Source organism: Streptococcus pseudopneumoniae, assembly GCF_001072315.1.
Lineage (GTDB): Bacteria > Bacillota > Bacilli > Lactobacillales > Streptococcaceae > Streptococcus > Streptococcus pseudopneumoniae_R.
The window spans coordinates 1-25,228 of record NZ_JVLI01000022.1 but is presented as its reverse complement, the minus strand read 5'-3'; the positions used below and the strand labels follow the sequence as shown (position 1 = coordinate 25,228).

The 25,228-nt window shown below is 39.3% G+C and carries 23 protein-coding genes, 1 tRNA gene and 1 pseudogene; 5 read left to right on the top strand and 20 right to left on the bottom strand.

Translation table 11 applies throughout. The annotated features are described in order from the left end of the window. Nucleotides 1-430: 430 nt before the first annotated feature. From ADH54_RS11730 to ADH54_RS01120, 4 genes and pseudogenes are all read right to left on the bottom strand, one after another. Nucleotides 431-550, bottom strand: a pseudogene (locus ADH54_RS11730) (IS630 family transposase); the annotation flags it as partial. Between the two features lie 103 nt (nt 551-653). Next, nucleotides 654-3,188, bottom strand: coding sequence for a bifunctional lysylphosphatidylglycerol flippase/synthetase MprF (mprF, locus tag ADH54_RS01130; RefSeq protein WP_065427369.1), 2,535 nt, complete (start codon nt 3,186-3,188; stop codon nt 654-656). A 12-nt stretch (nt 3,189-3,200) separates the two neighbouring features. Then, nucleotides 3,201-4,148, bottom strand: coding sequence for an AEC family transporter (locus tag ADH54_RS01125; RefSeq protein ID WP_049523562.1), 948 nt, complete (start codon nt 4,146-4,148; stop codon nt 3,201-3,203). Nucleotides 4,149-4,224: 76 nt separating this feature from the next. Next, a complete protein-coding gene (locus tag ADH54_RS01120; protein WP_049523561.1) occupies nt 4,225-5,850 on the bottom strand; it encodes a malolactic enzyme in 1,626 nt (541 codons plus the stop codon). Between the two features lie 358 nt (nt 5,851-6,208). On the opposite strand from ADH54_RS01120, the gene ADH54_RS01115 reads away from it, so the two are divergent. Then, complete coding sequence (locus ADH54_RS01115; RefSeq protein ID WP_000208712.1) at nt 6,209-6,559, top strand: helix-turn-helix domain-containing protein; 351 nt, start codon at nt 6,209-6,211, stop codon at nt 6,557-6,559. Nucleotides 6,560-6,686: 127 nt separating this feature from the next. Beyond that, nucleotides 6,687-7,565, top strand: coding sequence for a LysR family transcriptional regulator (locus ADH54_RS01110; protein ID WP_049523560.1), 879 nt, complete (start codon nt 6,687-6,689; stop codon nt 7,563-7,565). A gap of 402 nt (nt 7,566-7,967) precedes the next feature. Here the strand turns inward: ADH54_RS01110 and ADH54_RS01105 are convergent, their stop codons facing one another. From ADH54_RS01105 to ADH54_RS01085, 5 genes are all read right to left on the bottom strand, one after another. Further along, nucleotides 7,968-8,894: an ATP-binding cassette domain-containing protein gene (locus tag ADH54_RS01105; protein ID WP_049523558.1), complete on the bottom strand. Its 927-nt coding sequence runs from the start codon at nt 8,892-8,894 to the stop codon at nt 7,968-7,970. Nucleotides 8,895-8,904: 10 nt separating this feature from the next. After that, nucleotides 8,905-9,972 (bottom strand): ABC transporter ATP-binding protein, encoded by a 1,068-nt coding sequence (locus ADH54_RS01100; RefSeq protein WP_000159550.1) that lies wholly within the window; start codon nt 9,970-9,972, stop codon nt 8,905-8,907. 8 nt (nt 9,973-9,980) lie between these two features. Beyond that, nucleotides 9,981-10,907: an oligopeptide ABC transporter permease OppC gene (gene oppC / locus ADH54_RS01095; RefSeq protein ID WP_000103691.1), complete on the bottom strand. Its 927-nt coding sequence runs from the start codon at nt 10,905-10,907 to the stop codon at nt 9,981-9,983. Then, nucleotides 10,907-12,403, bottom strand: a complete 1,497-nt coding sequence (locus ADH54_RS01090) for an ABC transporter permease (protein WP_000759914.1) — start codon at nt 12,401-12,403, stop codon at nt 10,907-10,909. The genes oppC and ADH54_RS01090 overlap by 1 nt, the downstream gene beginning before the upstream one ends. A 66-nt stretch (nt 12,404-12,469) precedes the next feature. Next, the gene (locus ADH54_RS01085) at nt 12,470-14,458 is read right to left on the bottom strand and encodes a peptide ABC transporter substrate-binding protein (protein WP_049523556.1); all 1,989 of its coding nucleotides are present in this window, start codon (nt 14,456-14,458) and stop codon (nt 12,470-12,472) included. A gap of 158 nt (nt 14,459-14,616) precedes the next feature. Between ADH54_RS01085 and ADH54_RS01080 the strand changes: the two genes are divergently transcribed. After that, nucleotides 14,617-14,687, top strand: a tRNA-Cys gene (locus ADH54_RS01080). 187 nt (nt 14,688-14,874) lie between these two features. Here ADH54_RS01080 and ADH54_RS01075 read toward each other — a convergent pair. From ADH54_RS01075 to ADH54_RS01025, 11 genes are all read right to left on the bottom strand, one after another. Next, on the bottom strand, nt 14,875-16,206 hold the full coding sequence (locus tag ADH54_RS01075; protein WP_049523554.1) for a hemolysin family protein: 1,332 nt from the start codon (nt 16,204-16,206) through the stop codon (nt 14,875-14,877). Nucleotides 16,207-16,360: 154 nt separating this feature from the next. Next, nucleotides 16,361-17,185, bottom strand: coding sequence for a DNA-entry nuclease EndA (endA, locus tag ADH54_RS01070; protein WP_049523552.1), 825 nt, complete (start codon nt 17,183-17,185; stop codon nt 16,361-16,363). 38 nt (nt 17,186-17,223) lie between these two features. Beyond that, entirely contained in the window at nt 17,224-17,412 is a 189-nt protein-coding gene (locus ADH54_RS01065; RefSeq protein WP_025170734.1) for a DNA-directed RNA polymerase subunit beta, read from the bottom strand. Further along, a complete protein-coding gene (gene murA, locus ADH54_RS01060) occupies nt 17,405-18,688 on the bottom strand; it encodes a UDP-N-acetylglucosamine 1-carboxyvinyltransferase (RefSeq protein WP_049523550.1) in 1,284 nt (427 codons plus the stop codon). Before murA ends, ADH54_RS01065 begins: the two co-directional genes overlap by 8 nt. A 23-nt stretch (nt 18,689-18,711) precedes the next feature. Next, entirely contained in the window at nt 18,712-18,942 is a 231-nt protein-coding gene (locus tag ADH54_RS10980; RefSeq protein ID WP_023943444.1) for a DUF1146 family protein, read from the bottom strand. Nucleotides 18,943-18,998: 56 nt separating this feature from the next. Next, nucleotides 18,999-20,036 (bottom strand): SepM family pheromone-processing serine protease, encoded by a 1,038-nt coding sequence (locus tag ADH54_RS01055; RefSeq protein ID WP_049523548.1) that lies wholly within the window; start codon nt 20,034-20,036, stop codon nt 18,999-19,001. Further along, nucleotides 20,020-20,508, bottom strand: coding sequence for a pantetheine-phosphate adenylyltransferase (coaD, locus tag ADH54_RS01050; protein WP_049523546.1), 489 nt, complete (start codon nt 20,506-20,508; stop codon nt 20,020-20,022). Before coaD ends, ADH54_RS01055 begins: the two co-directional genes overlap by 17 nt. Further along, a complete protein-coding gene (gene rsmD, locus ADH54_RS01045) occupies nt 20,498-21,037 on the bottom strand; it encodes a 16S rRNA (guanine(966)-N(2))-methyltransferase RsmD (RefSeq protein ID WP_049523544.1) in 540 nt (179 codons plus the stop codon). The genes coaD and rsmD overlap by 11 nt, the downstream gene beginning before the upstream one ends. Nucleotides 21,038-21,204: 167 nt before the next feature. Continuing rightward, the gene (asnA, locus tag ADH54_RS01040) at nt 21,205-22,197 is read right to left on the bottom strand and encodes an aspartate--ammonia ligase (protein WP_049523542.1); all 993 of its coding nucleotides are present in this window, start codon (nt 22,195-22,197) and stop codon (nt 21,205-21,207) included. Nucleotides 22,198-22,308: 111 nt separating this feature from the next. Continuing rightward, the gene (locus ADH54_RS01030; protein ID WP_049523537.1) at nt 22,309-22,992 is read right to left on the bottom strand and encodes a Bax inhibitor-1/YccA family protein; all 684 of its coding nucleotides are present in this window, start codon (nt 22,990-22,992) and stop codon (nt 22,309-22,311) included. Between the two features lie 54 nt (nt 22,993-23,046). Then, the gene (locus ADH54_RS01025) at nt 23,047-23,787 is read right to left on the bottom strand and encodes a TrmH family RNA methyltransferase (RefSeq protein ID WP_049523536.1); all 741 of its coding nucleotides are present in this window, start codon (nt 23,785-23,787) and stop codon (nt 23,047-23,049) included. Between the two features lie 33 nt (nt 23,788-23,820). Between ADH54_RS01025 and ADH54_RS01020 the strand changes: the two genes are divergently transcribed. Beyond that, on the top strand, nt 23,821-24,099 hold the full coding sequence (locus tag ADH54_RS01020; protein WP_001174612.1) for an acylphosphatase: 279 nt from the start codon (nt 23,821-23,823) through the stop codon (nt 24,097-24,099). A gap of 77 nt (nt 24,100-24,176) precedes the next feature. Beyond that, entirely contained in the window at nt 24,177-25,103 is a 927-nt protein-coding gene (gene yidC, locus ADH54_RS01015; RefSeq protein WP_049523534.1) for a membrane protein insertase YidC, read from the top strand. Nucleotides 25,104-25,228: the final 125 nt, after the last annotated feature.

Sequence of the window (25,228 nt, the reverse complement as noted above, 5' to 3'; positions counted from 1 at the left end):
AGGCTGTACTTGAGTACGGCAAGGCGACGTTGACGTGGTTTGAATTTGATTTTCGAAGAGTATAAAACAAAAAACCGCCTAGATAATACCTAAACGGATGCTTGAAATAATCTAACAAGTTATAACTTTGCTAGTCCATTTAGATATTCATCTATATGGACCACAATCAAAAATCTTAGCCACATAGATACAAACAAATTGCTTGAACTGTTTGCATCCATGGTGACATGTCTACAAACACTATCTAAAGTAGCTAAAGTAAAAGTTTTGATTCATCGTTACAGCTTGTCTTTTATTCATTTCTTTTTCTGCTTTCTTTTTTGATGTTTCCTATCTTACCACCTTTTTTATCAGCTGTCAAGAATATTTCAGAATTTTTTAAAATTTTTCGAAAATTCTTTCATGGAGCTTTCAAATTCTTTTAGGATAATTTCAAAGATTTGCCCATTAGACAAAATAGAACGATTTGAAGGCGTTTATGATATTTAGCTGTACTAGAGTCTTTTAAAAGTGTTTTGATGGCTTGTATTTCTTCCTTGGTTGATTTTATATCACTATTATATAATGCGTTTTGATTTTAGTATAGTATTAAACTGACTCTTGGCAGTCGGACAAAAAATCGACAGTCATTTTATACTGTTTAAAACCAATAGTCAATACGACAATCTCTTTACTTTTCGGTTATCAACTCTGTAGATTGCTAACATATCCAAAATAAGCCAAGTATCCCGAGGATAGGCAACATATCTAGGTGTCCAGATAGGATTAAACTTTTGTTTATACTGTCTAAGACCACTAAATGAATAGAATCGATTAGTGAAGGCATAGATGAGATAGGCTACTTTTTCTTGTAGAAAGCTATGTTTCTCAGTTCCTACATTTGACAACGGCGCCATGCCTAATTCAAATAAACGAACTCTTTCTTCTTTAAAATGAAGTAATAATTTCACAAAGAGATAATCCATAATACCATTAGGTGCTGTCCTTAAGTGGTAGCGCATCAAATCGATGCTAGCTTCTTCAGGACCATTACAAGCTAAAAAGGTAACAAAAGCCTGAACCCTATCTTCCTTATCCCTTACAAGAGCTATTGGTGCTAATTGAATGTACTTCTCATCAAAAAATCCAAGTGAAAACCCTTTTTCTTGACGACCATCTAGCCAATTATCCGATATTTCTTTAAGGGTGTTAAGCAACTTCTTATCAAAAGGTGGTTGTAATACTTGGAATTGATACCCCTTGCTTTCTAACCGATTAACAACTGTTCTAAATTTCTTTCCTTGTTTTCCTTCGGTTGTAAATCTATCGAGTAATACCTGAGCAGTCTCCCCAAATTTCATAAAGTCGTACCCATATTCATGAAGTAATAGGGTGGTTTCTTGATTAATTTCGTAGAAAATAACAGAGACATTTGTGTCCTCCGCATCCTCTAAAAACTTCGATACGCCTTTTTCTAAGTATCCTGACTGTGCCAGTGGATCCGACATAACGACACATTTATTATTTTCAATTGCAAATTGGAAAACAACCTTGTCTTGACCATCCTCTTGGTACCAATAAAGGTATTTGTCATCTAAATAAGCCAGAGTAGCATCTAAATTTATATTTGGTATTGTTGCAATAAAGTCTTGATAACGTTGCTTATCGAAAACTTCTCCAAAATTCTCTTTGGTTTGATTGCTCTCACGGAGTACCAAAACATACGAAATCACCAATATCAGAGACGAGCTAAAAAGATGAAGCCAGTGTGTAATCAAATGAGGAAGATGTTTAACTTCAAATACATGATGAGGGTTCAAATGTCCTAACAAAACAAGGGTCAAGAAGAAACTTCCACCAATATACGATATATCCTTACAACAATCTTCCCAAGCATAAATATAATGACTGCGAACAAATGTATTTCTAATCCACCATATGATAGACAAAATAATGATTAGAAAAAAACTACTTGCTAATGAAAGACTACCAATATTCAAATAAACAAGGCTTACTAGACCTAGTACAGTAGCTAATGGTAATGTAAATTTTAAACGTCGTTTCACTAGTCTTGCAAGAAGGAAGAAGTGAACGCCGAGAATGATACTAGGAAGTTGAAAAACAAACTGTCCAGTGCTAGGTGAAAGTTCTTTAAACAAAGGAAGATGTCCTAATTCTTGAGGAACTATAGCTGACACCACGAGGAAGAAAGCAAAAAGTCGCAACCCCCAAACCAATACTATAGTGGATAGTGATCCAATAACCTTTTGGGGAATTCCCAAATATTTCTCATTAAGTCGGCCACCCATATTTTTTAAGAATAAAACAATCCCTAAACAGAAAGGAAGAATATAATAGAATAAACGAAATACTAGTAACCAACTTAGCGCCTGATCTTTATCAATACCAAGGCCAACTAAACCAGATACCATAATTAAATCGAAACTACCTAGGCTACCAGGAATCATCGATATAATACCAATTGTAATAGCAATCATAAAGAGGGGGATTACATCATAAATTGGTAAATTGTAGCCTAAAACATACCCAACCAAAAGGAAAAAACTTAATACACTAGCCCAATCAAGGGCAGAAGTTAACACTAAAGATAAAATTGTCCTTCCACTCAATTGACCAAAATAGACCCATTTTTTTCTATTGGAAACAAATAAAATAATTGGAAGATAGAGACAAGCTCCCAAAAGAGCTGGCCAATATTGTTTAATCCCCATTGAAATGGGAAATATAATTGTGAAAATTAAACTTATCAGTGCAAACAGTGAGAAACCACTCATAAAATAAGGTATGACACGAGAAATTCCTTGCATACTTTTTTCAGAGCGTTCTTCATCTCCATAGAAAGAATAGCGTAAACCAACATCCACCAAACCGGCAAAGCCAATCATATTATTCAAGCTATTTATAGTCCAACTTGTTTCTAGTAAGTAAGATAATTTTTGTTTCTGATTAAGTTCTTTATTTAGGATTCTATCATAGAGCATCATTGGCGCAACAGCCATAGAACCGAGCAAAGCTAAACTAATGACTTTTATTGGAGAGAGTTCCCCCAAGATTGCTCCAATCTTATCAAACGAAATTGTCTTAAAAAGTCTGATTATCTCTACAATAACTAGACTAACAATAGATAAAAATAAGGTAATCTTGATGAGTGTCTGCCATTTTTTCATGCAATTCAAAATTATTCTCACAAGCTCTTCCTCTTATCCTAATAAAGTTTGTAATATTGGAATAACAACGATAAATAGAACCGTACTTAGAGTCACCACATTCGTAGAGAATTCCACATCTCCTTTTCCCTGATTAGCAAGGATTGGGAGAACAGCTAGAGCTGGTGTAGCGGACTGAATCATAAAAGTCTTAAATTCTACTGTCGCCATATTTGGTGCAAAGAACTTCAATACAAGAAGCATAATCAGAGGAGCTAGGATAAAGCGTCCAACTAAAGTGACAATTGTATCTTTATCAAAAGTAATAGTATTCAAGCCTGCCTTTGCAAGAACGATACCAATATAAATCAGAGATAAGGGAGTGACGATATTTCCAACATAGGTTAAGGTATTCGTTGCGAAATCTGGAATGGAGATTCGGAGAATCAAAAATAGTAGAGCGACAAGAAAACCTACAAGCGGAGCTGGAAGCAATTTCTTCCAGTCAAATTTAGTTTTCTTCTTGCTTTGACCCGATTTACTATCGCTCGTCATCAAATACACGCCTAATGTCCAGGTGGAAATCGTGTTGGTGATATAGTAAATCAAGAAATATGGAAGAGCCTGATTACCAAAAAGAGCAACATTTAATGGTAAACCGATAAAAATAGTATTGGCATTCACAAAGGTATTAATCATGGTTCCTCGCCGTCCTGGACGAACCTTGAAAAGCATAACTGCAATATAAGCTACTATATATCCCAATTTAAATGCTACAAAAGTATAAAAGAGTCCTCCAGAAAGACTGATTAGTTTATCTAGCGTTAGGTATTTCATCACCGACACAAAGATTGACGCTGGCAAGGCTACATTCATGATCAAACGAGATAGATTGGATCCAAAACTATCTCCAAACCATCCCCTCACCTGAAGAATATACCCCAAAACAATAATAGCAATAATCGGAATGATACTCGTAATCGAGGTTAAAAAGAGTGACATAGGTATCCTTTCTAAATTACTTAAGTCCACAGCCCATACAAATCTGCCACTATAGAAGGATAGCAGCAGAAATGAATTATTTATACTCTGGATACCACTTCAAATCACGAACTGCTTTGGCTATATCTGTTTCCTTAGCGCGTGCAAGACCTTGCTCTTGTGCTTTTTTAGCGACTGCTTCTGCTACTTTAATAGAAACATCTGCTACATACTTGAATGGTGGCAAGACAGGAGCTCCTGATTGGCCTGGATTGACAATACCACTCAATGAATGCGCCGCTGCTCCAATCATTTCATCAGTCAAAAGACTTGCTTCAGAAGCCAGCATACCTAGACCAAGACCTGGGTAAATCAAGGCATTATTTGCTTGACCAATCACATAGTCTACACCTTTATAAGAAACCGTATCAGCAGGAATTCCTGTTGCGACAAAAGCTTTGCCATCTGACCATTCAATCAAATCTTTGGCACTAGCTTCTGCCAATTTAGTTGGATTTGACAAAGGGAAGATCATTGGGCGTTCTGTGTTTTCACACATAGCTTCTACTATTTCTTTAGTGAAGGTATTAGGCTGAGTTGAAGTTCCTACAAGAATGGTTGGCTTCACAGTCTTCACTACTTCAAGCAGATCAGTCAACTTATCTGCGTTACTAAAGTCAGCACGTTTCTTAGCAAATGGTTTTTGCTCTGGTGTCAAGTCATCCATGTCATCAAAGAGAAGACCTTGTTTATCAACCATAAAGAAACGTTTATAGGCTTCTTCTTCAGAAAGACCTTCACTTACCATTTCACGAAGAACACGAGAGGCAATTCCTGCACCCGCAGTACCACCACCATAGCAGAGATAAACTTGATCTGTTAATTTTTCACCACTAATATCCAGAGAACCAAAGATACCACCCAAGGTAACGATTCCTGTACCTTGAATATCATCATTAAAGGTCGGAATTTGTTTCCGGTATTTTTCAAGAATATTGGCAGCATTCAATCGACCAAAATCTTCCCAGTGAAGGTAAAGTTTAGGAAAGAAACGTTCTGCTGTTTGAACAAATTGATCAATGAAGTCGTAGTAACGATCTCCGCGGACCCGTTCGTGACGATTTCCTAAGTAATTAGGATTGTTACGAAGTTCTTCACGGTTAGTCCCTGCATCAATGACTAAAGGAAGGACCATTGAAGGATCGATTCCAGCAGCAGCCGTATAGACCATCAATTTCCCAACAGAAATATCGACACCATTTGTTCCCCAGTCGCCAATTCCAAGGATTCCTTCTGCATCTGTTACAACAATGAGACGAATCTCGCGACCCCCGGCAGCGTTTTTCAAAGTAGCTTCAATATTTTCAGGATGATTAATATCAAGATATCCCGCATATTGGGGATCTACAAAAAGATCACTATAGCCTTCAATCGTATCTGCAATGGTTGGATCATATACAATTGGATTGAATTCTTCCAAATGTTGAGAAAAGAGGTAATAGAAAAGAGTCCTGTTGGTATTAAAAATTTCCATTAGGAAAAGACGTTTTTCCAAATCATTGGCTTTTGTTTCCATTTGTGCATAAGTTTGCGCCGCTTGTTCTTCAATCGTTTGAACATAAGGTGGCAGTAACCCAATAAGGCCTAGTTCCTTTCGCTCCTCTATGGTAAAGGCAGTTCCCTTATTAAGGAAAGGATTATTTAAAATATCATGTGCAGTCATAATGCAACCTCCTTTTTATTTATATTATACCACATGAAACGAATTGTTCATGAAACGTTGTTGTTTAAATAATACAATTGTATACGCATATGTTATAATAAGTCTACGAGAACAATTTCTAATAGGCTCTTTTATACTTAAAACACTATTATTGATAATACTTTAAGTTGTTATATTTTATAAATTTCTGAACTCATCAAACTCTCGATGATCACTCTTTACTAAAAGTTTCGAGTAAAATAAACCAATCATACAAATTGACAATCCTAATTAAAATAAATATCACATAAGTATGTTGTGTAACACTTTGTATTTTTTAAGGTGTTTTTTTGTCATATAAAACTTGTATTCTATTTATATGACAACTAAAAACTATTTACAACAATATATTTCCCAAAAAGTGAAATATTTTCGAACTCAGAATAAAATGAGCCAGGAAGAACTTTCGGAACAAGCAGGACTCGGGCTTAAGTATATCAATCAACTTGAAAACCAAAATGTGAATCTGACCATTCACAGTCTTGAAAAAGTGATTGACGCACTAGAAATGACCCCAGAGGAATTTTTCAATTTTGATAGCCTTGAATCAACCTCTGATAAGAGTGATAATCTTTCACTCAAAAGAATCAACATGAAGATTAAACAGCTCCCTATTGATAAACGAGAAAAAATGTTGGTCATTTTTGAAAGTATCTTAGATAATCTTTGAGATCCCTGACTCACTTACATTTTAACTGGTGAATACTCGTATAGTCAAATTGTAGGATACGGATAAAAATTATTTATCTGCTGTTTTCCACTTATTTTCCTTCTCCAACTAATGAAAGTGAACCCATATGAATTTAAAAGATCTACAATATTTTTATGACCTCTGCCAGCTTCAATCCTATACGGAAGTAGCAAAACAACATAAAGTCAGCCAACCATCTATTTCTTATGCTATCAAGCGCTTAGAGGAATCCTTTAACTGCAAATTGATTCACCATGACCCCTCGCATCGTTCCTTCAAGCTAACTCCTCAAGGACAAATCCTTCTAAAGCATACAGAACAGATTTTACCTGAGGTCATTTCTACTCGCAAAGAAATTAATCGCTCCTTGGCACAATACTCTACTGTAGGATTCCCTCCTATTATCATTCAGTATCTCTTTGCTGCCTTAAACGAAAAAGATAAATTCGATTTTTTAAAAAAGGTACGCCCTATCCGCGGTGGCTCCGTGGAGTTATTAAATCTTCTCATCAAAGGAGACCTTGATGCAAGCCTACTCGGTTTGATTGAACCTCTCAACTATCCTTCAATAGAGTCACACGAGCTATTTCATAAAGAACTGTATGTCGTTTTATCTAAGAACCATCCTTTTGCTACTGCTCCTTCCCTCGCTTTTGAAGAATTAGTAGATCAATCCTTTATACTCTTAGACGAACACTTTGTTCACCTGAAAGCTTTTGAAACGCTTAATCAAAAGTATCAAAACAAGGCAGAAATATTCTTTAAGACTGATGACATTGCCATCCTTAAAGAACTTTTAAAGAAAGGGATTGGCCTTAGTTTACTGGCTGATATCGCACTTTCTGATGAAGATGATGATTTAATAAAAATTCCTCTCATACCGAAGGACAAGATAACTTTTACAGTTTATTACGCTTACCTTAAATCAGCTACACCGTCATCAGAAGTAGAAGCCTTATTTAAACTCCTTAAATCATATGAATAGAAAAACTCTAACTATCAATGAACTGATAGCTAGAGTTTTTTACATTGTAGATATTAGACTCAATGAAAATCAAAAAGCAAACTAGGAAGCTAGCCGCAGGTTGCTCAAAACACTGTTTTGAGGTGGCAGATAGAGCTGACGTGGTTTGAAGAGATTTTCGAAGAGTATTAGACTATAGTAGATTGAAGCTAGAGTAATACGCCGCGACTTCTAAACCTTTTCTAGAAATGAATTTGACTTTCCTAATCGAGTTGTTAAGATTTTATTTCATCTCACTATAATTCAATGATTTCTAAGAATTCTATTTCTTTCGAAAACTCTTTCAAAGTTTTTCCAAATCAATCCAACAAAAAAAGGTTTATAATTTCCATAAAAGTTGACATGGAAATTATAAAACCATTATTAGTTTAACCCTTGTTGATAACGTGCCAATTCGGCTTGGTTAGCCCAAACATAGTGACCTGGACGGATTTCTACCATAGATGGCTTATCTGTCTCATAATCATGTTGATCTGGATCATATACTTTCAAGACCTTCTTGCGTTCCAAGATTGGATCTGGGATAGGTACCGCTGAAAGCAAAGCCTGAGTATATGGATGAATTGGATTGTTAAACAATTCTTCTGTTTCTGCAACCTCTACAATAACACCCTTGTAAATAACCGCGATACGATCTGAAATAAAACGAACAACCGACAAGTCATGGGCGATAAAGAGATAGGTCAAGCCAAGTTCTTTTTGGAATTTTTTGAGCAAGTTTAAGACTTGAGCACGAACAGAAACGTCCAAGGCTGAAATGGGCTCATCCGCAATAACAAAGTCTGGTTGCATAACCAAGGCACGGGCAATACCGATACGTTGACGTTGACCACCTGAGAATTCATGAGGGTAACGAGTCAAGTGCTCAGCAAGAAGACCTACTTCACGGATAATATTTTTAACTTTCTCTTTACGTTCTTCTTCATCCTTAAACAAATGGTGATTGTAAAGACCTTCCGAAATAATATAATCAACAGTCGCACGTTCATTCAAACTTGCAGCAGGGTCTTGGAAAATCATCTGGATACGACGAATCAATTCCGCAGCCTGTTCACGCGATTTCTTACCATTGATCTTTTGACCTTCAAAAATGATATCACCATTACTTGTGTCATTTAGACCGATTATCGCACGACCAATAGTTGTTTTCCCACTACCTGACTCACCTACAAGCGAGAAGGTTTCTCCCTTGTTGATAAAGAAGTTAGCATTTTTAACCGCGACAAACTTCTTACTTCCTTCACCGAAGGAAATTTCTAAATCTTTGATTTCTACTAATTTTTCAGACATTTCCTTCCTCCTAGTCTGCCAGATGGGCAAATCCCATTTTTTCACGGATCTTATCGTGGAGATTTGCAATCACAGCTGGTTTTTCTACTTTTGGAGCATCCTCATGAAGAAGCCAAGTTTTAGCCCAATGTGTCTCTGATACTGAGAATTGAGGGGCTTTTTGTTCGAAGTCAATTTGCATTGCATAGTCTGAACGCAAGGCAAAGGCATCCCCTTTCAGGTCAGTATAAAGTGACGGAGGTGTTCCTGGGATTGAGTAAAGATCCCCTTTATCATCAGCAAGCTGAGGCAAGCTAGACAAGAGACTCCATGTATATGGATGGCGAGGGTCATAGAAGACTTCCTCAACAGTTCCATATTCAACGATTTCTCCTGCATACATAACCGCTACCTTATCCGCAATACTTGCTACCACACCAAGGTCGTGGGTGATAAAGATTGTTGTGAAATGATACTCGTTTTGTAAAGATTTTAGCAAATCAATGATTTGTGCTTGGATAGTCACATCCAAGGCAGTCGTTGGCTCATCACAGATCAAGACATCAGGTCGGCAGGCAAGGGCAATCGCAATAACGATACGTTGACGCATTCCCCCAGAATATTGGAACGGGTATTCATCAAAACGTCTATCTGCATCTGGAATCCCAACCTTATTCATGTAGTCAATCGCCAATTCTTTCGCTTCTTTAGCTGTTTTTCCTTGGTGTTTTACAATAACTTCTGTAATCTGACTACCAATTGTTTTAATTGGGTCCAAACTAGTCATTGGATCTTGGAAGATAGTCGCAATCTTAGCACCACGAATTTGTTCCCAATCCTTGTGAGAAGACAAGGCTGTCAAATCCTGACCACGGTAGTCGATGCTACCTTGAGCAATGCGACCATTTTCTTCGAGCATACCTGTGAAGGTTTTTGTCAAAACAGATTTTCCTGATCCTGACTCACCTACCAAGGCTAATACTTCTCCTTCAACTAGTTCAAGGGAAACGCCGCGAATGGCTGTCAATACTTTGTCACGAACGTCAAATTCCACGACAATATCGCGAGCAGTCAAAATTACATTTTTTTCTTTTGTCATTTCTACTCCTATCTATGTGTACGTGGATCACTAGCATCCGCTAAGTTTTGACCAACTACGAAAAGGGATAAGGATACCAAGACAAGAGTTGTCAATGGAATCCAGAACAAGTAAGCATTGGTTGTTACGTTTTGTGAATAATCTGAAATCAAACGACCCAAACTTGGCACAGTAATCGGTAGTCCAAGACCGAAGAATGACAAGAAGGCTTCGTATGAGATAAAGCTTGGAAGCATTTGAGTCATGGTTGTCACAATAACAGATACCAATTGAGGCATGATATTTTTGGCAACAATCTTCAAGGTTGGTGTTCCCAAAGTGCGTGATGCCAAGTTGTATTCCAAATCACGGTAACGCAAGATTTGCACACGGATCATGAAGGCAATCCCAATCCATGTCGTCACACTCATGGCAAAAATCAGATTCCAGAATCCAGCTCCGATTGAGTAAGTCAAGACAATGACAATCAAAAGAGATGGGATGTTTGAGATGACATTATAAACTTCCATCATCACACGGTCAACTGATTTTGAAATTCCCCAAATACCACCGACAAAAACACCGATAACCAAGTTAATTACTGTCGCAATCACAGAAATGAGGATAGAGTTACGAGCTCCGAACCAGACACCGTCAAAGAGGGATTTACCGTTACTGTCTGTTCCGAACCAATGCTCAGCATTTGGCTTGATATAACGAGCACTAAAGTCGTTTACCTTGCTGACATCATTGAAATCAAACTTAGAAAACATTGGATAGATGAAACTCATCAAAATGATAGCTACCAAGATTCCCAACATGACTACAGTTGATTTCTTCTTCATAAATTGTCTAAATACTGAACCCCAGTATGAATAAGCTGGCGCATCAATGGCTTCAGAGGCAAAATCGTCACGTTTTACAAACTGAAATTTTTCTTTATCGATTGTAGACATTATTTGCCTCCTTTCTCAGTCAATTTAATACGTGGGTCAATAATCGTCATCCAAATATCTCCCAAAAGAAGTGAGAAGATAGAAATACATGTAAAGATGAAGACAAGACCTACGACCATAGAGTTATTAGATGCTTTTACAGAGTCAATCAACATTTTACCCATACCTGGGAAGGCGAAGACTGTTTCAGTAAGGGTTGCACCACCGATAACCCCGATAACAGCACCAGGAATTCCTGAAACCAGCGGAACCATGGCATTTTTAAAGATGTGTTTGTTTGAAATTTCTTTTTCAGACAAACCTTTTGCACGAGCAAAACGAACAAAGTCTTGTGATTGTAAGTCAATCATATAACGACGAATCCAAATAGCGGTACCAGGAGCACCCAACAAACCAAGGATAACTGCTGGTAAAACATACGAACGCCAATCTCCAGCACCCAAGATAGGGAATGAATCTGGCAAACCGATTGAAGAACCAGCCAAACGAACGATATAAACCAAGGCAATTGTTGGAAGAGCCATCAAGAAGGTCAAAGCCCCTGTTGAGAAGCTATCAATCCAAGTATTCTTGAAGCGAGCCATAGCTGAACCAAGTGGCACGGCAATCGCATAAGAAATCACCAAACCGATCAATCCAACGACAGCAGAGCTGGCAATCATAGAAGGATATTGGTAGTTGCTTTCAGTTGCAGTATATGGATCATCTTTTCCGTAGTTGGCTACTTCACGAGAATCAGCCTGACTAGGTGATTTATAGGTTCTTGAGTAAATATTTACAGAAGAAGTCTTCTTACCTGTTGGGAACTGAACTTGAGATGTTTTTGTTTGCCCTTGTCCTTGAGTAATAACCTGTAAAACAGGACTATTAGCATAGGTTGGATAAGAGTCACCTAAATTAATGTTCACAAAGTTTTGATGCACAAATGGGAACTGACTGTTGAAGTACAAGAGATATTTGTGTTTAGTTCCTGAACCAACCAATGACCATCCGATAGCTGGATCATTTTCAAAACGAAGGTAACGTTTCAAGTCTGGATTTTCAGGGTCTTGAATTTTATTTGTATGATCAATGTCAATCAAGTTCGCATAGAAGTGAAAAACACGTTCAAAAATTGGGATTTCACGAGTAGCGTAGAATTGGCCACTTTCAGTAAATTCTCCCAAGGTCCAACCATGACCTATTTGTTTGATGTATTTTTCGTAGATAGCCTTGTTGGTGTCATTAGCTTCAACGGTTACAGAGGCATCCATCTGGCTAGCTTTTTCTTGCAACTCTTTGGTATCGTAGTACTCGATATAGCCCATACGCTCATAAACGGTATTCTCATAGTTATCACGTTTATCAGCAGTTGTCGCAATCTTGTTATAGTTGGTATCCTGTTTGAAAATCAATTTTCGAGGAACCATTGTATAGATAATCGTGTAGGTCAAGGTTGTTACTAAGAAGATAGAAACCAAGGACCGCAAAACACGCATAAAAATATATTTTTTCATATCATTTCCTTTAAAAATCCCAAAAGAACCTTCTCCTCATGGAGAGAAAGTTCTATTGAAAATTATTTACTTCACATGACTTGCCAATTCTTTTTGAGCTTTCTCGTTTGACTCAGTCTTTTCTTTCAACCATTTTTCACGAGCTTTTTCATACTCTTCTTTGGTGATTGCTTTTTCACCAACTTCAGTGTACTTCAAGTATCCTGAATTTTCACCTTTAAGGCCGGCTACTGAATATGAAGAGCTAAATGGTAGAACTTTTGAAACATATGAAACGGCTGTTTCTTTAGGAGAAGCCATTACTGGAATTGTCAAAGCATTATCAGTCAACCAAGCTTGTGCCACCGCGTATTTTTCATAACGCTTTTGAACATCTTGGTTTTCGCTGTTTGCGTCATCAAGTAATTTTCCATAGTCAGCTAAACCAAGTTTGCTTACTACTGATGCATCTGTGCTTTGGTCAATACCAAGGTAAAGGCGAGTGCTTCCTCCCTTAAGGACGAATTGATCCAAGAAAGTAGAAGGATCTTGATAGTCAGGGTTCCATCCTAGCAAGGTATGGATATCCCAGTCTTGCTCTTTAGCTGTTGGAGCGCTAAATGAAATTGGTAAAGCTTCTGCTTGAGTCATTTGTTGTAAGTCTACAACAACATTATCTGAACCCAATACTTTTTCAATTGATTGTTTCAATGATTGAACACGGTTTACAACCGCTGTTGATTCTTGGATAACCAAGGCATCCAAGTGGATTGGGAATTCAACACCTTCAGCTTGTAGGCTTGATTTAGCTTTAGCAAAGACTTCTTTAGCTTTTTCTTCATTGTAAAGGCCATTTTGAGAATCTGCTAGAGAGACGTTTGACCAAGTAGAAGAATTTGTCTTAGCCAAGCTATCTTGTACCAATTCACCAAATGTTTTCTTACCAACTTGAAGATTATATGGTGCAAACGTATTACGGATAGCTACTGCTGCTCCATCAGTACCATTTGTTTGAGCTGAGTAAGAATTGCGATCGACCGCAAAGTTCAAGGCTTGACGGAACTCCTTATTTAGCAAAGCTTTTTGAGTAGATGTCTTTTGGGCATCACTTGTTTTGGCAGTGTGGTTATAAGTTGTACGGCCATAGTTCAAGCTGACAGTGGCAACACCCGCACCTGGTTCATTAAAGTAAATGTTATCTTTGAAGTCAGCTGCATACTTTTCATATGTAGAACTTGTAGGGAAGATACGAGCCTTGCTATATTGACCATCAGAAAAACCTTTGGCAATTACATCTTGATCCTTACCATCCCAGAAAGTGAACTTAACATTCTCAATTTTTACATTTTCTTTGTCCCAGTAAGCGTCATTTTTAGCCATCTCAATAGATGATTTAGGAGTTACAGCCTTCAAGACAAATGGACCGTTATAAAGAATAGAGTTAGCATCTGTTGGAGAACCAAAACCTTCCCCTTTTGAAGCTAAGAATTCTTCATTAACTGGCATCAAAACACCACTAGTTGTCTTGTCATTCCAGAAAGTTTCTGGCTGGTTCAAAGTATATTCTAGTGTTTGGTCATCAAGTGCTTTTACTCCGACGGTTGAAAAATCGCTTGTTTCACCCTTGATATAGGCTTCTAATCCCTTAATAGAAGAGCTAACGATTGAAAGTCCTTTTGATTTTCCATCTACCGCATGTTTCAAACCAGTAACGAAGTCTTTAGCAGTGACAGGAGCGTACTCTTCTCCCTCTGCTGTCACCCATTTAGCATCCTTACGGATTTTATAGGTATACGTCAAACCATCTTTTGAAACTGTCCATGATTCAGCAATAGAAGGAACCAGATTACCATATTTATCGTTAGCCAACAAACCATCTACAGCATTTGTTGTGATGAATGATGTTGAATCGATATTGCTGACGATATAATCCAAGGTTTCTGGATCTGTTTGATAAACATATTGGTAATCTTTTGCTAGTTTCGCATTATTTGAACTAGTGTTTGAACACGCAGCTAGAACTCCTGACGCTAATAAGGTAGCTCCTGCTACAGCAAGCACTTGACTTTTTTTCATTTCTTCACTCCTCGTAATAAAGTATAGGTCATTATCAATTATATCATAGATTTCAAGAAAAGTAAACGAATTTTCAGAATATTTAGGCTTATTCATACAAAAAATCTGAAAAAACTATTGACTGAGAATGATTTTCAAGGTATAATAATAAACGTTAAGGCGGTATAGCCAAGTGGTAAGGCACGGCTCTGCAAAAGCTTGATCGTCGGTTCAAATCCGTCTACCGCCTTCTATAACTTGATTTATCAGGTTTCAAATGAACAGAAAGCCCAATTTAAAGGGCTTTTTTTATTTTTCTTCTGATAAATACGGATAATTTTGAAAAACTTTTGGGGCAAAGTTCTTTCCATGACATAATTCCCTCATGAAATCAACTGAAAAAAGCTTCGTCACGCCTGGTGACAAAAGCCTCTAGTTTATTCTGTTTCTTCTTCTATTTCGACTTCTGTGATCTGGACTTTTACCTTGGTAACACGTCCATTTTTCACTTTATCATTGGTTAGGATAAGCTGTTTGTTTTGGCTGATCACTTCATGGCTGAGTTTCTCAGTAGTTGGAATGGTCCCAACTCCTGTCAAATAATAACCAGCGATGGTATCAACGTCATCACTTTCCAGTTCAACATCAAAGTAATTATTGAAATCATTGAGGGTCATAGTTCCTTGAACAATGTAGGTATCCTCGCCAATCTGATGAACATCTATTGCTGCTTTGTCCGTTTCATCATCGATTTCCCCAACAATTTCCTCTAAGAGATCTTCCAAAGTCACCAAACCAGCCATCCCACCGTATTCATCCAGCAAGATTGCCATTTGTCTTTGGGTATTGCGCAATTCTTTTAGCAAGTCATCCACAAAAATAGTTTCAGGTACAAAAAGTGGATCTTGTAAAATTTTCTTCCAAACAATATTGTCAAAACCGTCCACAAAACCAGCCTTAAGGAGACTCTTGGTGTGAATGATGCCAATCACGTTATCCTTATCCCCATCATAGACAGGGATACGAGAATAATTTTGTTTTAAAATACTTTGGATAATGCTTTGACTATCATCCTGAATATCCACCATAAAGGCATCCGTTCGAGGAACCATGACCTCTCTGGCCATTAATTCGTCCAGTGAAAAGATTCCTTGTAACATTTCAATTTCGTCAGCATCTAGTGTTTCTTCACTATTTGTCAGCATGTACTCAATTTCATCACGGGTCATTTTTTCGTCAGCATCGTCAAAGGTCATAGGAGTCAAGTTACTCAAGAGATTGGTAGATGCAGATAAGAGCCAAACAAAGGGACTAACTAGTTTCCCCAATCCAATAATAACTGGCGCTGTACGAATGGCCAAGGCATCCTTTAGATTAAGAGCGATTCTCTTAGGATACAATTCCCCAAAAACGATGGAAATATAAGTCAAAAATGCTAAAGATAGAAAACTTGCAACGGCATAAGCTGTTTCGCCATTTCCAAGCCAGGATGCAATTTCTCGTCCTAGAGTTTCTGCCAAACTCGCCCCTGATAAGATCGTAATCAGGGTGATTCCTACCTGAATGGTTGATAAAGAGTGGTTAGGATTTTCTAGTACCTTCAGCAGGCGGATGTAGCGTCTGTCTCCTTCTTCTGCCTTTTGTTCAACCCGCGCACGGTTAAGTGAAACCATGGCCATTTCTGTAGCTGAGAAAAAGGCATTTAACACCGTCAAGATAAACAATAAAACAAATTGTAGCAACAAATTCTGACTACTTGGGTCTTCCATAGTTCTTCTCCTAAAATAGTATCTTACCCTCTATTATATCACAAAATCTAGTCCAGTACATATTATTTTTTTCTTAGTACCTATTCTAGCCCTGCTGAAACTAGTAAAAAAGAACTCCTACATCCATAAGTGATATAGGAATTTACCTTATCTTTTACTGAGTAACAGTCACTTCTCCAGTTCGGTAATCCAGTTGAAGCCCCTTTTGAACATTGGGAACCAGGACATTAAATTCCAATTCTCCGTCTGAAGACTTGGCTTCAATTTGTGAAGCTGAATGAACTAAGTCCTCGTCTGAAGCATAGTAAAGGGTTACACGATAACGGACACGCTTGTTTTGGTCCAAGGCTTTACGCACCATGCTTTCATAGTAGTTTTGACCAGTCGAATCCTCGGCTTGTGCCTGATTTGCCCAGGCTGTCTGAACAGCAATGTTTTTAGGATTACTTGTTGAGGCATCAAAACCATCCAAGCCACCGATTAAGGCATAGCCTAACAAGTGACCTCTATCGACGGCATGCGTATAAGATCCCTTTAGATTCTTAACCTGATGCCAACCTGGAGGAGTCCAAGAAGTTGAACCATTCCCAGTTTCTTCCCGATTCTTGTACTGACGAGTAGCCTTAGACAAGAGGGCATTTGCTACAGTTGGTACGGTTTCCTTGCCCACTGTCTTTGTTTTATTATCAGCGTAGGGCTTACTTGAAACCTTGGCATCTAGGTTTGTTTTATTACCATTGACGATAAAAGCACCTGAGCCATTCCACTCCAGACTCCCTTTTATTTGACTCTTGACTGCGTCTGTTAAGACACTTTCTGCCAATTCTTGACTAGGAGCTTCAGACGCTTGTTTTTTTTGACTAAGCTTGGTTTTAGGACTATTAGCTGTCGACTGCATCTGCTTGATATAATAGCTCCCTGCAGACAAAAGCAATAACACTAGCAGTCCGATCAGTGTCTGTCTTGTTTTTTTGTTCATATTTCTCCTTATCTTTAGAAAAAGGCTGGTCTCCCAGCCTAATTTCCTGTAAATTTATGAATTAATTCCTGCCATTTTGCTGGAGACAGGATAGCCCATGGATCTTGACCCTTGCCCAAGATTCCATAACCGACCATTAAGCCGATGCCTAAGGCTAGAACGCCTAAAATCAGTACTAGGATGACTAAAAGTAAACGCTTGATTACGTAGCTTGATTTCTTATTCATCTTCATCACTTGCCTCAATCCGCTGAATCTTAGCACCTAGCTGCGCCAACTTCTCATGGAAACGGTGGTAACCTCTATCCAAGTGAACCAATTTACCAACCACAGTTTCTCCTTGTGCTACCAAACCTGTCAAAATCAAGGCTGCACTGGCACGAAGGTCAGTTGAAAGAACTTCTGCCCCCTGCAAAGGCTGTCCACCAACAATACGAGCTGTATCACGAATAATCTCAGAATGCAAGCCCATGCGACGCATTTCTTCTAGGTGTTGGAAACGATTTTCGAAAACTGTCTCCACCATGGTTGATTCCCCTTTTGCGACGGTCATCAAGGCTGTAAATTGAGCCTGCATATCTGTTGGAAATCCTGGGTGGGGCAAGGTTTTCACATGGACAGCTTTTAGCTTTTCTAGTTGAGAACGAACTCGAATTCCTTCAGTTTCCTCTGTCACTTCCACTCCCATTTCAAGCAATTTGGCAATCAAGGGACGGTTGTGCTCCCAGACAGCGTCTCGGATCAAGACATCACCACCAGTCATGGTAGCAGCTACCATAAAGGTTCCGGCTTCGATACGGTCTTGCACTACATTGTGAGTCGTACCATGAAGTTTCTCAACACCGGTAATGGTAATGGTCTCTGTACCAGCACCCTTAACCTTAGCTCCCATTTCATTGAGGAGAATGGCTAGGTCAACAATCTCAGGCTCACGCGCAGCATTTTCAATCACTGTCACCCCATCAGCCAGCGTCGCTGCCATCATCAAGTTCTGAGTAGCACCAACACTTGGAAAGTCCATATAGATATGAGCTCCATGTAAGCGATCAGCCTTGGCTTCGATGTAACCAGCTGTCTGACTAATCTTAGCCCCCATAGCTTCTAGACCTTTCAAATGAAGATCAATAGGGCGGCTGCCAATCGTACAACCACCTGGCATGGATACTTTAGCATGACCTACACGAGCAAGAATTGGTCCCAAGACAACGATAGATGCACGCATCTTGCTAACATACTTGTAGGGAGCCTCCTCTGTGATATCGCCAGTCGCATCCACCTCGACAAGATGAGCTTCCTCATCAAAATCCACCTTGGCATTCAATCCACGAACCACCTGATTCATAGTGAAAACATCTGACAAGATGGGAACATTCTGCAAGACAGTCTTTCCTTCACTGGCTAGAATAGTCGCTGCCAACAAGGGCAAGACTGCATTCTTTGCTCCTTCGATCGTAACACTTCCTAGCAGACGATTATCTCCACCTTGAACCACAATTTTTTCCATACTTATTTCCTTTACTCTTGATTTTATAATAATCCTCTAAGTGCTTCTTGCCACAACTGATATAGGCTGATAAAGAAAGAACTCATGATGTAGCCCATTACAATGCTGAAAAGGGCTACTAGCAAACGAACTTTTCCTGTGTTCTCAGCTGTTACTTTTAAGACTTTTTCCCATCTAACAAGATTCTTTAAAAGGTAAAAACTCACATAAATAAAGAGCATGTGACTGCTTAGAGTGAATAATAATTGAACCATTTGACTATTATACCATCTTCTCTGTTTGTGCGCTAGTTTGGAAACTTAACTTAAAACTAGGGATTGTTTTTCAAGTAATCAATTGCATCTTGTAGGGTTTTAACTGGCACGATTTTCATATCTGTCTTGATTGTTTTAGCTGCTTCTAGGGCTGTTTGGTAGTTGTTTTTCGCATCCGGATGCGCTTTTTGTTCTTCTTCGCTAACAGGATTATCAGGGGCAAAGAAAACCGCGGCACCTTCTCTAGCCGAAGCAACAACTTTCTTATCAATACCTCCAATATCCCCCACATTACCATCACGATCAATAGTTCCGGTACCGGCAACGATACGGCCATTTCTAAGGCCAGGGTCAGCTATTTGGGTATAGATAGCCAGACTAAACATGAGACCAGCACTTGGTCCGCCGATACCAGCTGTTGAAAAGCGAATTGGGACATCACTGGTCACTTCCGTACGGTCAATCAAACCGATTCCAATCCCATTTTTTCCATTTTCCAAGGTGATAATCTTACCTTCTGCAGACTTGGTTTGCCCATCCTCTTCATAGGTAACCTTGACGGAATCCCCTAGTTTTTGAGAATTGACGTAATCAATCAAGTCTTTGGAACTGTCAAAGGTTTGATCATTGACTGCTGTGACGGTATCAGAGATGTTAAGAATCCCTTTAAAGGTCGAATTATCCGTCACAGTCAAGACATAAACCCCAAGGTATTTGAGTTCGATATCTTTACCAGCTGTTTTTAGCCCTTGATACTTGGCCATATTTTGCGATGTTTGCATGTAGAATTGATTGATCCGCATAAATTCAACATCAGAAGAACCACCTGTAGTCTCCTGAGCACTACGAATATCTGTAAAAGGCGTCAACCACGCATAAATCATATGAGCTAAAGTGGCATGTTGGACACCAACCGTAACGAATTGATAGGCACCAGCTTCCTTATCTTCTGTGTCATTTACTTTAAGGACTTGGCGAATATCTTCCGAACCACCTGGAACCTCTATATAATAAGGCAAAGGCACTACAAACGCCAAGAAAGTCACAATCAAGGCCGCAATGACATATAAGGGCCATCTAATCTTTTTTTTCATTTCTTATTTCCTCCAAAATACTATCAGGAACATAGCCGGCAATATCCTGATCAAACTTCAAAAGTTCTCTAACACCTGATGAACTGATATAGAGATGTTCAGGTCGGCTATGTAAATAAATGGTCTCTATATCAGGAGACAGCTGATGGTTGTAGTAATCAAAACTGGCTTCATATTGCAAATCCGACGCATTTCTCAAACCTCGTACTAGGAAAGTAGCCCCCAATCTTTTTGCAACATCAACCACCAATTCATCATGAGAAGACACAACTTCAACATTTTCCAAATGTTTCACAGCCTTTTCTAGCCCTTGTTTACGATTTTCGATAGGGAGAAATTCTTGTTTGTGGGGATTAAAAAAAATACCGACATAGAGCTTATCAAAGAGTTTGCTAGCCCGTTCAATCATATCCAGATGCCCATTTGTCATCGGATCAAATGAACCTGTGAATAAGCCAATCTTATCTGACATAGACTGTCACCTTACTAATTCCATAAATCTTTTCCTTCCAGATACCTAGACAGGCAATTTCTTCTGGAAGCTCAACGGCCTTATCCGTCTCACACACGACCATAATATCTTCAGAAAAAAGTTCTCTCTCAGCCATTTTTTCAATATCTGCTACGATTTGTTCCTTGGCATAAGGAGGATCTAAGAAAATGAGGTCAAATTTCCCAGATAGCTGTTCCAATGCTCTTTCTGCATCCATCTTGAGAAGTTGAAATTTTCCAACTTCCTTGGTCATCTGAATATTTTCAGCCACGATAGCCTGAGCCTTACGGTCTCGCTCCACTAAAACAGCACTGGACATGCCACGCGATACTGCCTCGATAGATAAACCACCACTACCTGCATACAGGTCCAAGACGCACCCACCTTCAAAGTAGGGACCAATCATGTTAAAAATGGCTCCCCTAACCTTATCCGAAGTAGGTCTTGTCGTCTTGCCTTCTAGTGTCTTGAGGGGACGTCCCCCATAGATTCCTGATACGATTTTCATACCGTTTATTATACCAAATTATAGGCAAAAAGAGAAAGAAGAGGCTGGCTAGTACTAAATTCGAGGATAAGATTCAGAAAATCTGTCTATAATAAAACGCATAACATCAAGCTTTACTGAACTGATATTATGCGTTTTTATCATTTTGAAACTTTTAAAATCCTTATCTACAAAATATTTTCGTAAGTATCGCGGACTTCTTGAGGCCAAACACTTGTTTGCACTTCTCCTATGTGTTTCTTGCGAAGTAAGAACATGGCCATACGAGATTGTCCAATTCCTCCACCGATTGTCAATGGGAATAGGCCATTCAACAAAGCCTTGTGCCATTCCAATTCTAAACGGTCTTCATCACCTGTGATGGCAACCTGACGGCGAAGCGTTTCTTCATCTACACGGATTCCCATAGAAGATAGCTCAAAGGCTCCACCTAAAGACTCATTCCAGACAAGAATATCTCCATTCAGACCCTTGTAGCCATTTTCAGATTCGCTTGTCCAGTCATCGTAGTCTGGTGCACGTCCATCGTGCGGTTTACCGTCTGGTAATTCACCACCGATACCGATCAAGAAGACTGCTCCAAATTCTTTACAGATAGCATTTTCACGCTCTTTTGGTGTCAAGTCTGGGTAGCGTTCTACCAACTCTTCTGTATGGATGAAAGTGATTTGTTTTGGCAAGACAGACTCGATGTCATAGCGGGCTTCAACAGCTAGCTCAGTGAGACGAATAGCCTTGTAAATCTTCTCAACTGTTTCTTTTAGATAAGCCATATTACGTTTACCATTTGGGATAACCTTCTCCCAGTCCCACTGATCCACAAAGACAGAGTGGGTTGCATCCAGCGAGTCTTCGTCTGGACGGAGGGCTTTCATGTGGACAAAAAGACCTTCACCCTCACCGAAACCAAAGCGAGCTAGAGTATGGCGTTTCCATTTAGCAAGTGAATGAACCACTTCATAGGTTTCATCAGGAATCTGCAAAACCTTGACAGATACTGGATTTTCCACACCAGATAAGTTGTCCTGCATCCCGTCACCGACCTTGCTCAAGATAGGACCTTGAACTTCGACAACTTCTAACTTATCTTTCAAATACTGGGTAAAAGTGTTTTTGACAAAGGAAATCTCTTCTTGTTGATGGATAAAACTTTTCTTCATAAACTACTCCTCAAAAAATTAATTAAAAGCATTATACACCTATTTTCAAGAAAAGAAAAGAGAAAATTTAAAAAAATCAGTGTTACTCAAAACACTGATTTCATAGACCTTCTAGTCATTACGACCAAAGATACGTAGAATACTTAGGAAAAGATTGATAAAATCAAGATAGATACTGAGAGCCATTGACACAACCCAACCTGTCGCTACACGACCTTGTGATTGCTCATAAGCAAGGCGAATCCTTTGGTTGTCCCAAGCAATCAGCCCAGAGAAGACCAAGACCATGGCTACGCTGATCATATAATCAAAGAAACCGCTATCCAAGAAAATATTGACTACCATAGCAATCAGCAAACCGATAAGAGCCGCCATCATAGCCCGACCAAGACCACTCAAGTCTTTCTTGGTGAAGATACCAACTGCCGCCATGACAAAGAAGAGAAGGGCGCTCGATACAAAGGCAGATAAAACTGTACCCGGAGTATAGAAGGCCACCACAAAACTAAGGGTAAAGCCGTTTAATACTGAGTAAAGTAAAAATACTGGAAGAGCCGCTGGACTATTCTTTGAAGCCATACTGCTGGCAACGAAAACCAAGGCCAACTCCGCAAAAGTAGCAATGGTCAACCAGAGACGCCCCTGCATCAAAAAGTAAACCAACTGAGATTGAAAGACCGTCAACATAAGGCCTGATACCAAAGCGGATAGCCCAATTCCCAGACCAACAAAGGCATAAACCTTAGCGTAAAATTGATTGAGACCTGCGCGGTCATGAATAATAGTGTGATTCATCTTTTCTCCTTTTCTATGAACATCTTTCCTTGATTATAACAAAGAAAGTTAAAATTAGCTTAAATGGAAAATTAAAATACCTGCTGCAACGGCAACATTGAGACTCTCGGCCTGCCCCTTCATACTAATGTGGACCAACTGGTCTGCACTTTCAGCCATGAGGGGACTAATTCCTTGACCCTCATTCCCCATAACTAGTACAAAATTTTCTATAGGAAGCAGTTCTCTGTAATCAACAGAATCTTTAGATAGAGTTGTTGCTAGCACTGGGATAGCAGCCTTTTTAGCTTCCTCAAGAAGCGCTTGACTAGACATTCGGTAAATAGGCAGGTGGAAGTGACTGCCTTGCATCGAACGTAAGGTCTTGAGACTGTAGATATCTGCCGACTTATCAGAAACAATCACTCCTGTATATCCTGCTGCATCCGCAGTCCGAATGATAGTTCCCACATTACCAGGATCTTGCACATCTTCCAAAAACAAGAACTTGCCCTGACTAAAGTCAGCTTGCCCTACTTCTTCTTTTTGAACCACCGCAACAATGCCCTGTGGAGTCTGAGAATCCGCCAAATCTAGCAAAATATCCTCTGACACCCAGACAGTTTGCGGAAAGGCAGCTAACTGATCTCGGTAACTTTCTAGCGCAAAGATTTTCTCAATCGTCACTCCAGCTTGGACAGCTTCTTCAAACAAGTGCCAGCCTTCAATCAAATAGGAAGACTTACGGTATTTTTTTTGGTGTAATTTCTTGGCATTTTTTACCACAGAATTGGCTTTTGAGGTTATAATAGTCATAGAAATATTATAACACAATCAAAGGGGGTTGGTATGCAAAAGGTTAGAATGATTGCCCAAGGTAGGGTACAGGGAGTCGGCTTTCGTTGGGGTGTTTACAGCCTGGCTCTTGAAATCGGTGGCATCACAGGTCGGGTATGGAATAACGACGATGGCACAGTGGAGATCTTAGCCCAAGCAGACTCATCTGCTATCATGGCGAAATTTATCCAAGAAATACGAAAAGGACCCACACCTTTTTCAAAAGTCAGCTACTTAGATGTCAAACTAAGCAACTTTCCTCCCTACCCTGACTTCAAAATCGCAAATTAGGTCTCTAGAACTATTGTATATTTTGTAAAAAAACAGTAGAATAGAAAGGTATAATTTTTAAAGAAGGAATAAAAACAGTGAAATCTATTAAACGTTTTGCACTCTCAGCTATGGGAGTGGCTATGCTGCTTGTCTTGACTGGTTGTGTTAGCGTCGATAAAGCCACAGGAAAGCCAATAGGATTTATTTGGAATACGATCGGAGCGCCTATGGCTGAAGCTATCAAGTACTTCGCTACTGATAAAGGTCTAGGCTTCGGTGTCGCTATCATTATCGTAACCATTATCGTTCGCTTGATTATCTTGCCACTTGGTATCTACCAATCATGGAAGGCAACGCTTCACTCTGAAAAGATGAACGCCCTTAAGCACGTCCTTGAGCCACATCAAACTCGTCTCAAGGAAGCGACTACTCAAGAAGAAAAACTCGAAGCCCAACAAGCTCTCTTTGCCGCTCAAAAAGAACACGGCATCAGCATGTTTGGTGGTGTAGGATGCTTCCCTATCCTCCTTCAAATGCCTTTCTTCTCTGCAATTTACTTTGCTGCCCAACATACTGAAGGTGTTGCTCAAGCAAGTTACCTAGGAATTCCTCTAGGCTCTCCAAGTATGATTTTAGCTGCCTGCGCTGGTGTCCTTTACTATCTTCAATCACTCCTTTCACTTCACGGAGTAGAAGATGAAACGCAAAGAGATCAAATCAAGAAAATGGCTTACGTGAGCCCAGTCATGATTGCCGGCTTCTCCCTCATTTCACCAGCCAGTGTCACACTTTACTGGGTTGTCGGTGGTTTCATGATGATTCTCCAACAGTTTATCGTCAACTATATCGTTCGTCCAAAACTTCGCAAAAAAGTCCGTGAAGAACTAGCCAAGAACCCACCAAAAGCAAGTGCTTTCTCTACACCAAGTGGACGAAAAGACGTTACCCCTGAACAACCAACTGCTATTACAAGCAAGAAAAAACACAAAAATCGCAACGCTGGAAAACAACGTTCGAGATAAGAAGAAAAAGGCTTAGCTAGTTTGCTAAGTCTTTTTGCAAGTCATACTCTTCGAAAATCAAATTCAAACCACGTCAGCTTCGCCTTGCCGTACTCAAGTACAGCCTGCGGCTAGCTTCCTAGTTT

What these genes read in the sequence shown, in the direction of transcription:
- ADH54_RS01085 (WP_049523556.1), bottom strand. Translation starts at nt 14,458, where the DNA reads ATGAAAAAAAGTCAAGTGCTTGCTGTAGCAGGAGCTACCTTATTAGCG.
- ADH54_RS01100 (WP_000159550.1), bottom strand. Translation starts at nt 9,972, where the DNA reads ATGACAAAAGAAAAAAATGTAATTTTGACTGCTCGCGATATTGTCGTG.
- murA (WP_049523550.1), bottom strand. Translation starts at nt 18,688, where the DNA reads ATGGAAAAAATTGTGGTTCAAGGTGGAGATAATCGTCTGCTAGGAAGT.
- ADH54_RS01020 (WP_001174612.1), top strand. Translation starts at nt 23,821, where the DNA reads ATGCAAAAGGTTAGAATGATTGCCCAAGGTAGGGTACAGGGAGTCGGC.
- ADH54_RS01120 (WP_049523561.1), bottom strand. Translation starts at nt 5,850, where the DNA reads ATGACTGCACATGATATTTTAAATAATCCTTTCCTTAATAAGGGAACT.
- ADH54_RS01090 (WP_000759914.1), bottom strand. Translation starts at nt 12,403, where the DNA reads ATGAAAAAATATATTTTTATGCGTGTTTTGCGGTCCTTGGTTTCTATC.
- ADH54_RS10980 (WP_023943444.1), bottom strand. Translation starts at nt 18,942, where the DNA reads ATGGTTCAATTATTATTCACTCTAAGCAGTCACATGCTCTTTATTTAT.
- oppC (WP_000103691.1), bottom strand. Translation starts at nt 10,907, where the DNA reads ATGTCTACAATCGATAAAGAAAAATTTCAGTTTGTAAAACGTGACGAT.
- ADH54_RS01025 (WP_049523536.1), bottom strand. Translation starts at nt 23,787, where the DNA reads ATGACTATTATAACCTCAAAAGCCAATTCTGTGGTAAAAAATGCCAAG.
- ADH54_RS01105 (WP_049523558.1), bottom strand. Translation starts at nt 8,894, where the DNA reads ATGTCTGAAAAATTAGTAGAAATCAAAGATTTAGAAATTTCCTTCGGT.
- asnA (WP_049523542.1), bottom strand. Translation starts at nt 22,197, where the DNA reads ATGAAGAAAAGTTTTATCCATCAACAAGAAGAGATTTCCTTTGTCAAA.
- ADH54_RS01110 (WP_049523560.1), top strand. Translation starts at nt 6,687, where the DNA reads ATGAATTTAAAAGATCTACAATATTTTTATGACCTCTGCCAGCTTCAA.
- endA (WP_049523552.1), bottom strand. Translation starts at nt 17,185, where the DNA reads ATGAACAAAAAAACAAGACAGACACTGATCGGACTGCTAGTGTTATTG.
- ADH54_RS01075 (WP_049523554.1), bottom strand. Translation starts at nt 16,206, where the DNA reads ATGGAAGACCCAAGTAGTCAGAATTTGTTGCTACAATTTGTTTTATTG.
- ADH54_RS01115 (WP_000208712.1), top strand. Translation starts at nt 6,209, where the DNA reads ATGACAACTAAAAACTATTTACAACAATATATTTCCCAAAAAGTGAAA.
- ADH54_RS01055 (WP_049523548.1), bottom strand. Translation starts at nt 20,036, where the DNA reads ATGAAAAAAAAGATTAGATGGCCCTTATATGTCATTGCGGCCTTGATT.
- ADH54_RS01065 (WP_025170734.1), bottom strand. Translation starts at nt 17,412, where the DNA reads ATGAATAAGAAATCAAGCTACGTAATCAAGCGTTTACTTTTAGTCATC.
- coaD (WP_049523546.1), bottom strand. Translation starts at nt 20,508, where the DNA reads ATGTCAGATAAGATTGGCTTATTCACAGGTTCATTTGATCCGATGACA.
- ADH54_RS01030 (WP_049523537.1), bottom strand. Translation starts at nt 22,992, where the DNA reads ATGAATCACACTATTATTCATGACCGCGCAGGTCTCAATCAATTTTAC.
- rsmD (WP_049523544.1), bottom strand. Translation starts at nt 21,037, where the DNA reads ATGAAAATCGTATCAGGAATCTATGGGGGACGTCCCCTCAAGACACTA.
- ADH54_RS01125 (WP_049523562.1), bottom strand. Translation starts at nt 4,148, where the DNA reads ATGTCACTCTTTTTAACCTCGATTACGAGTATCATTCCGATTATTGCT.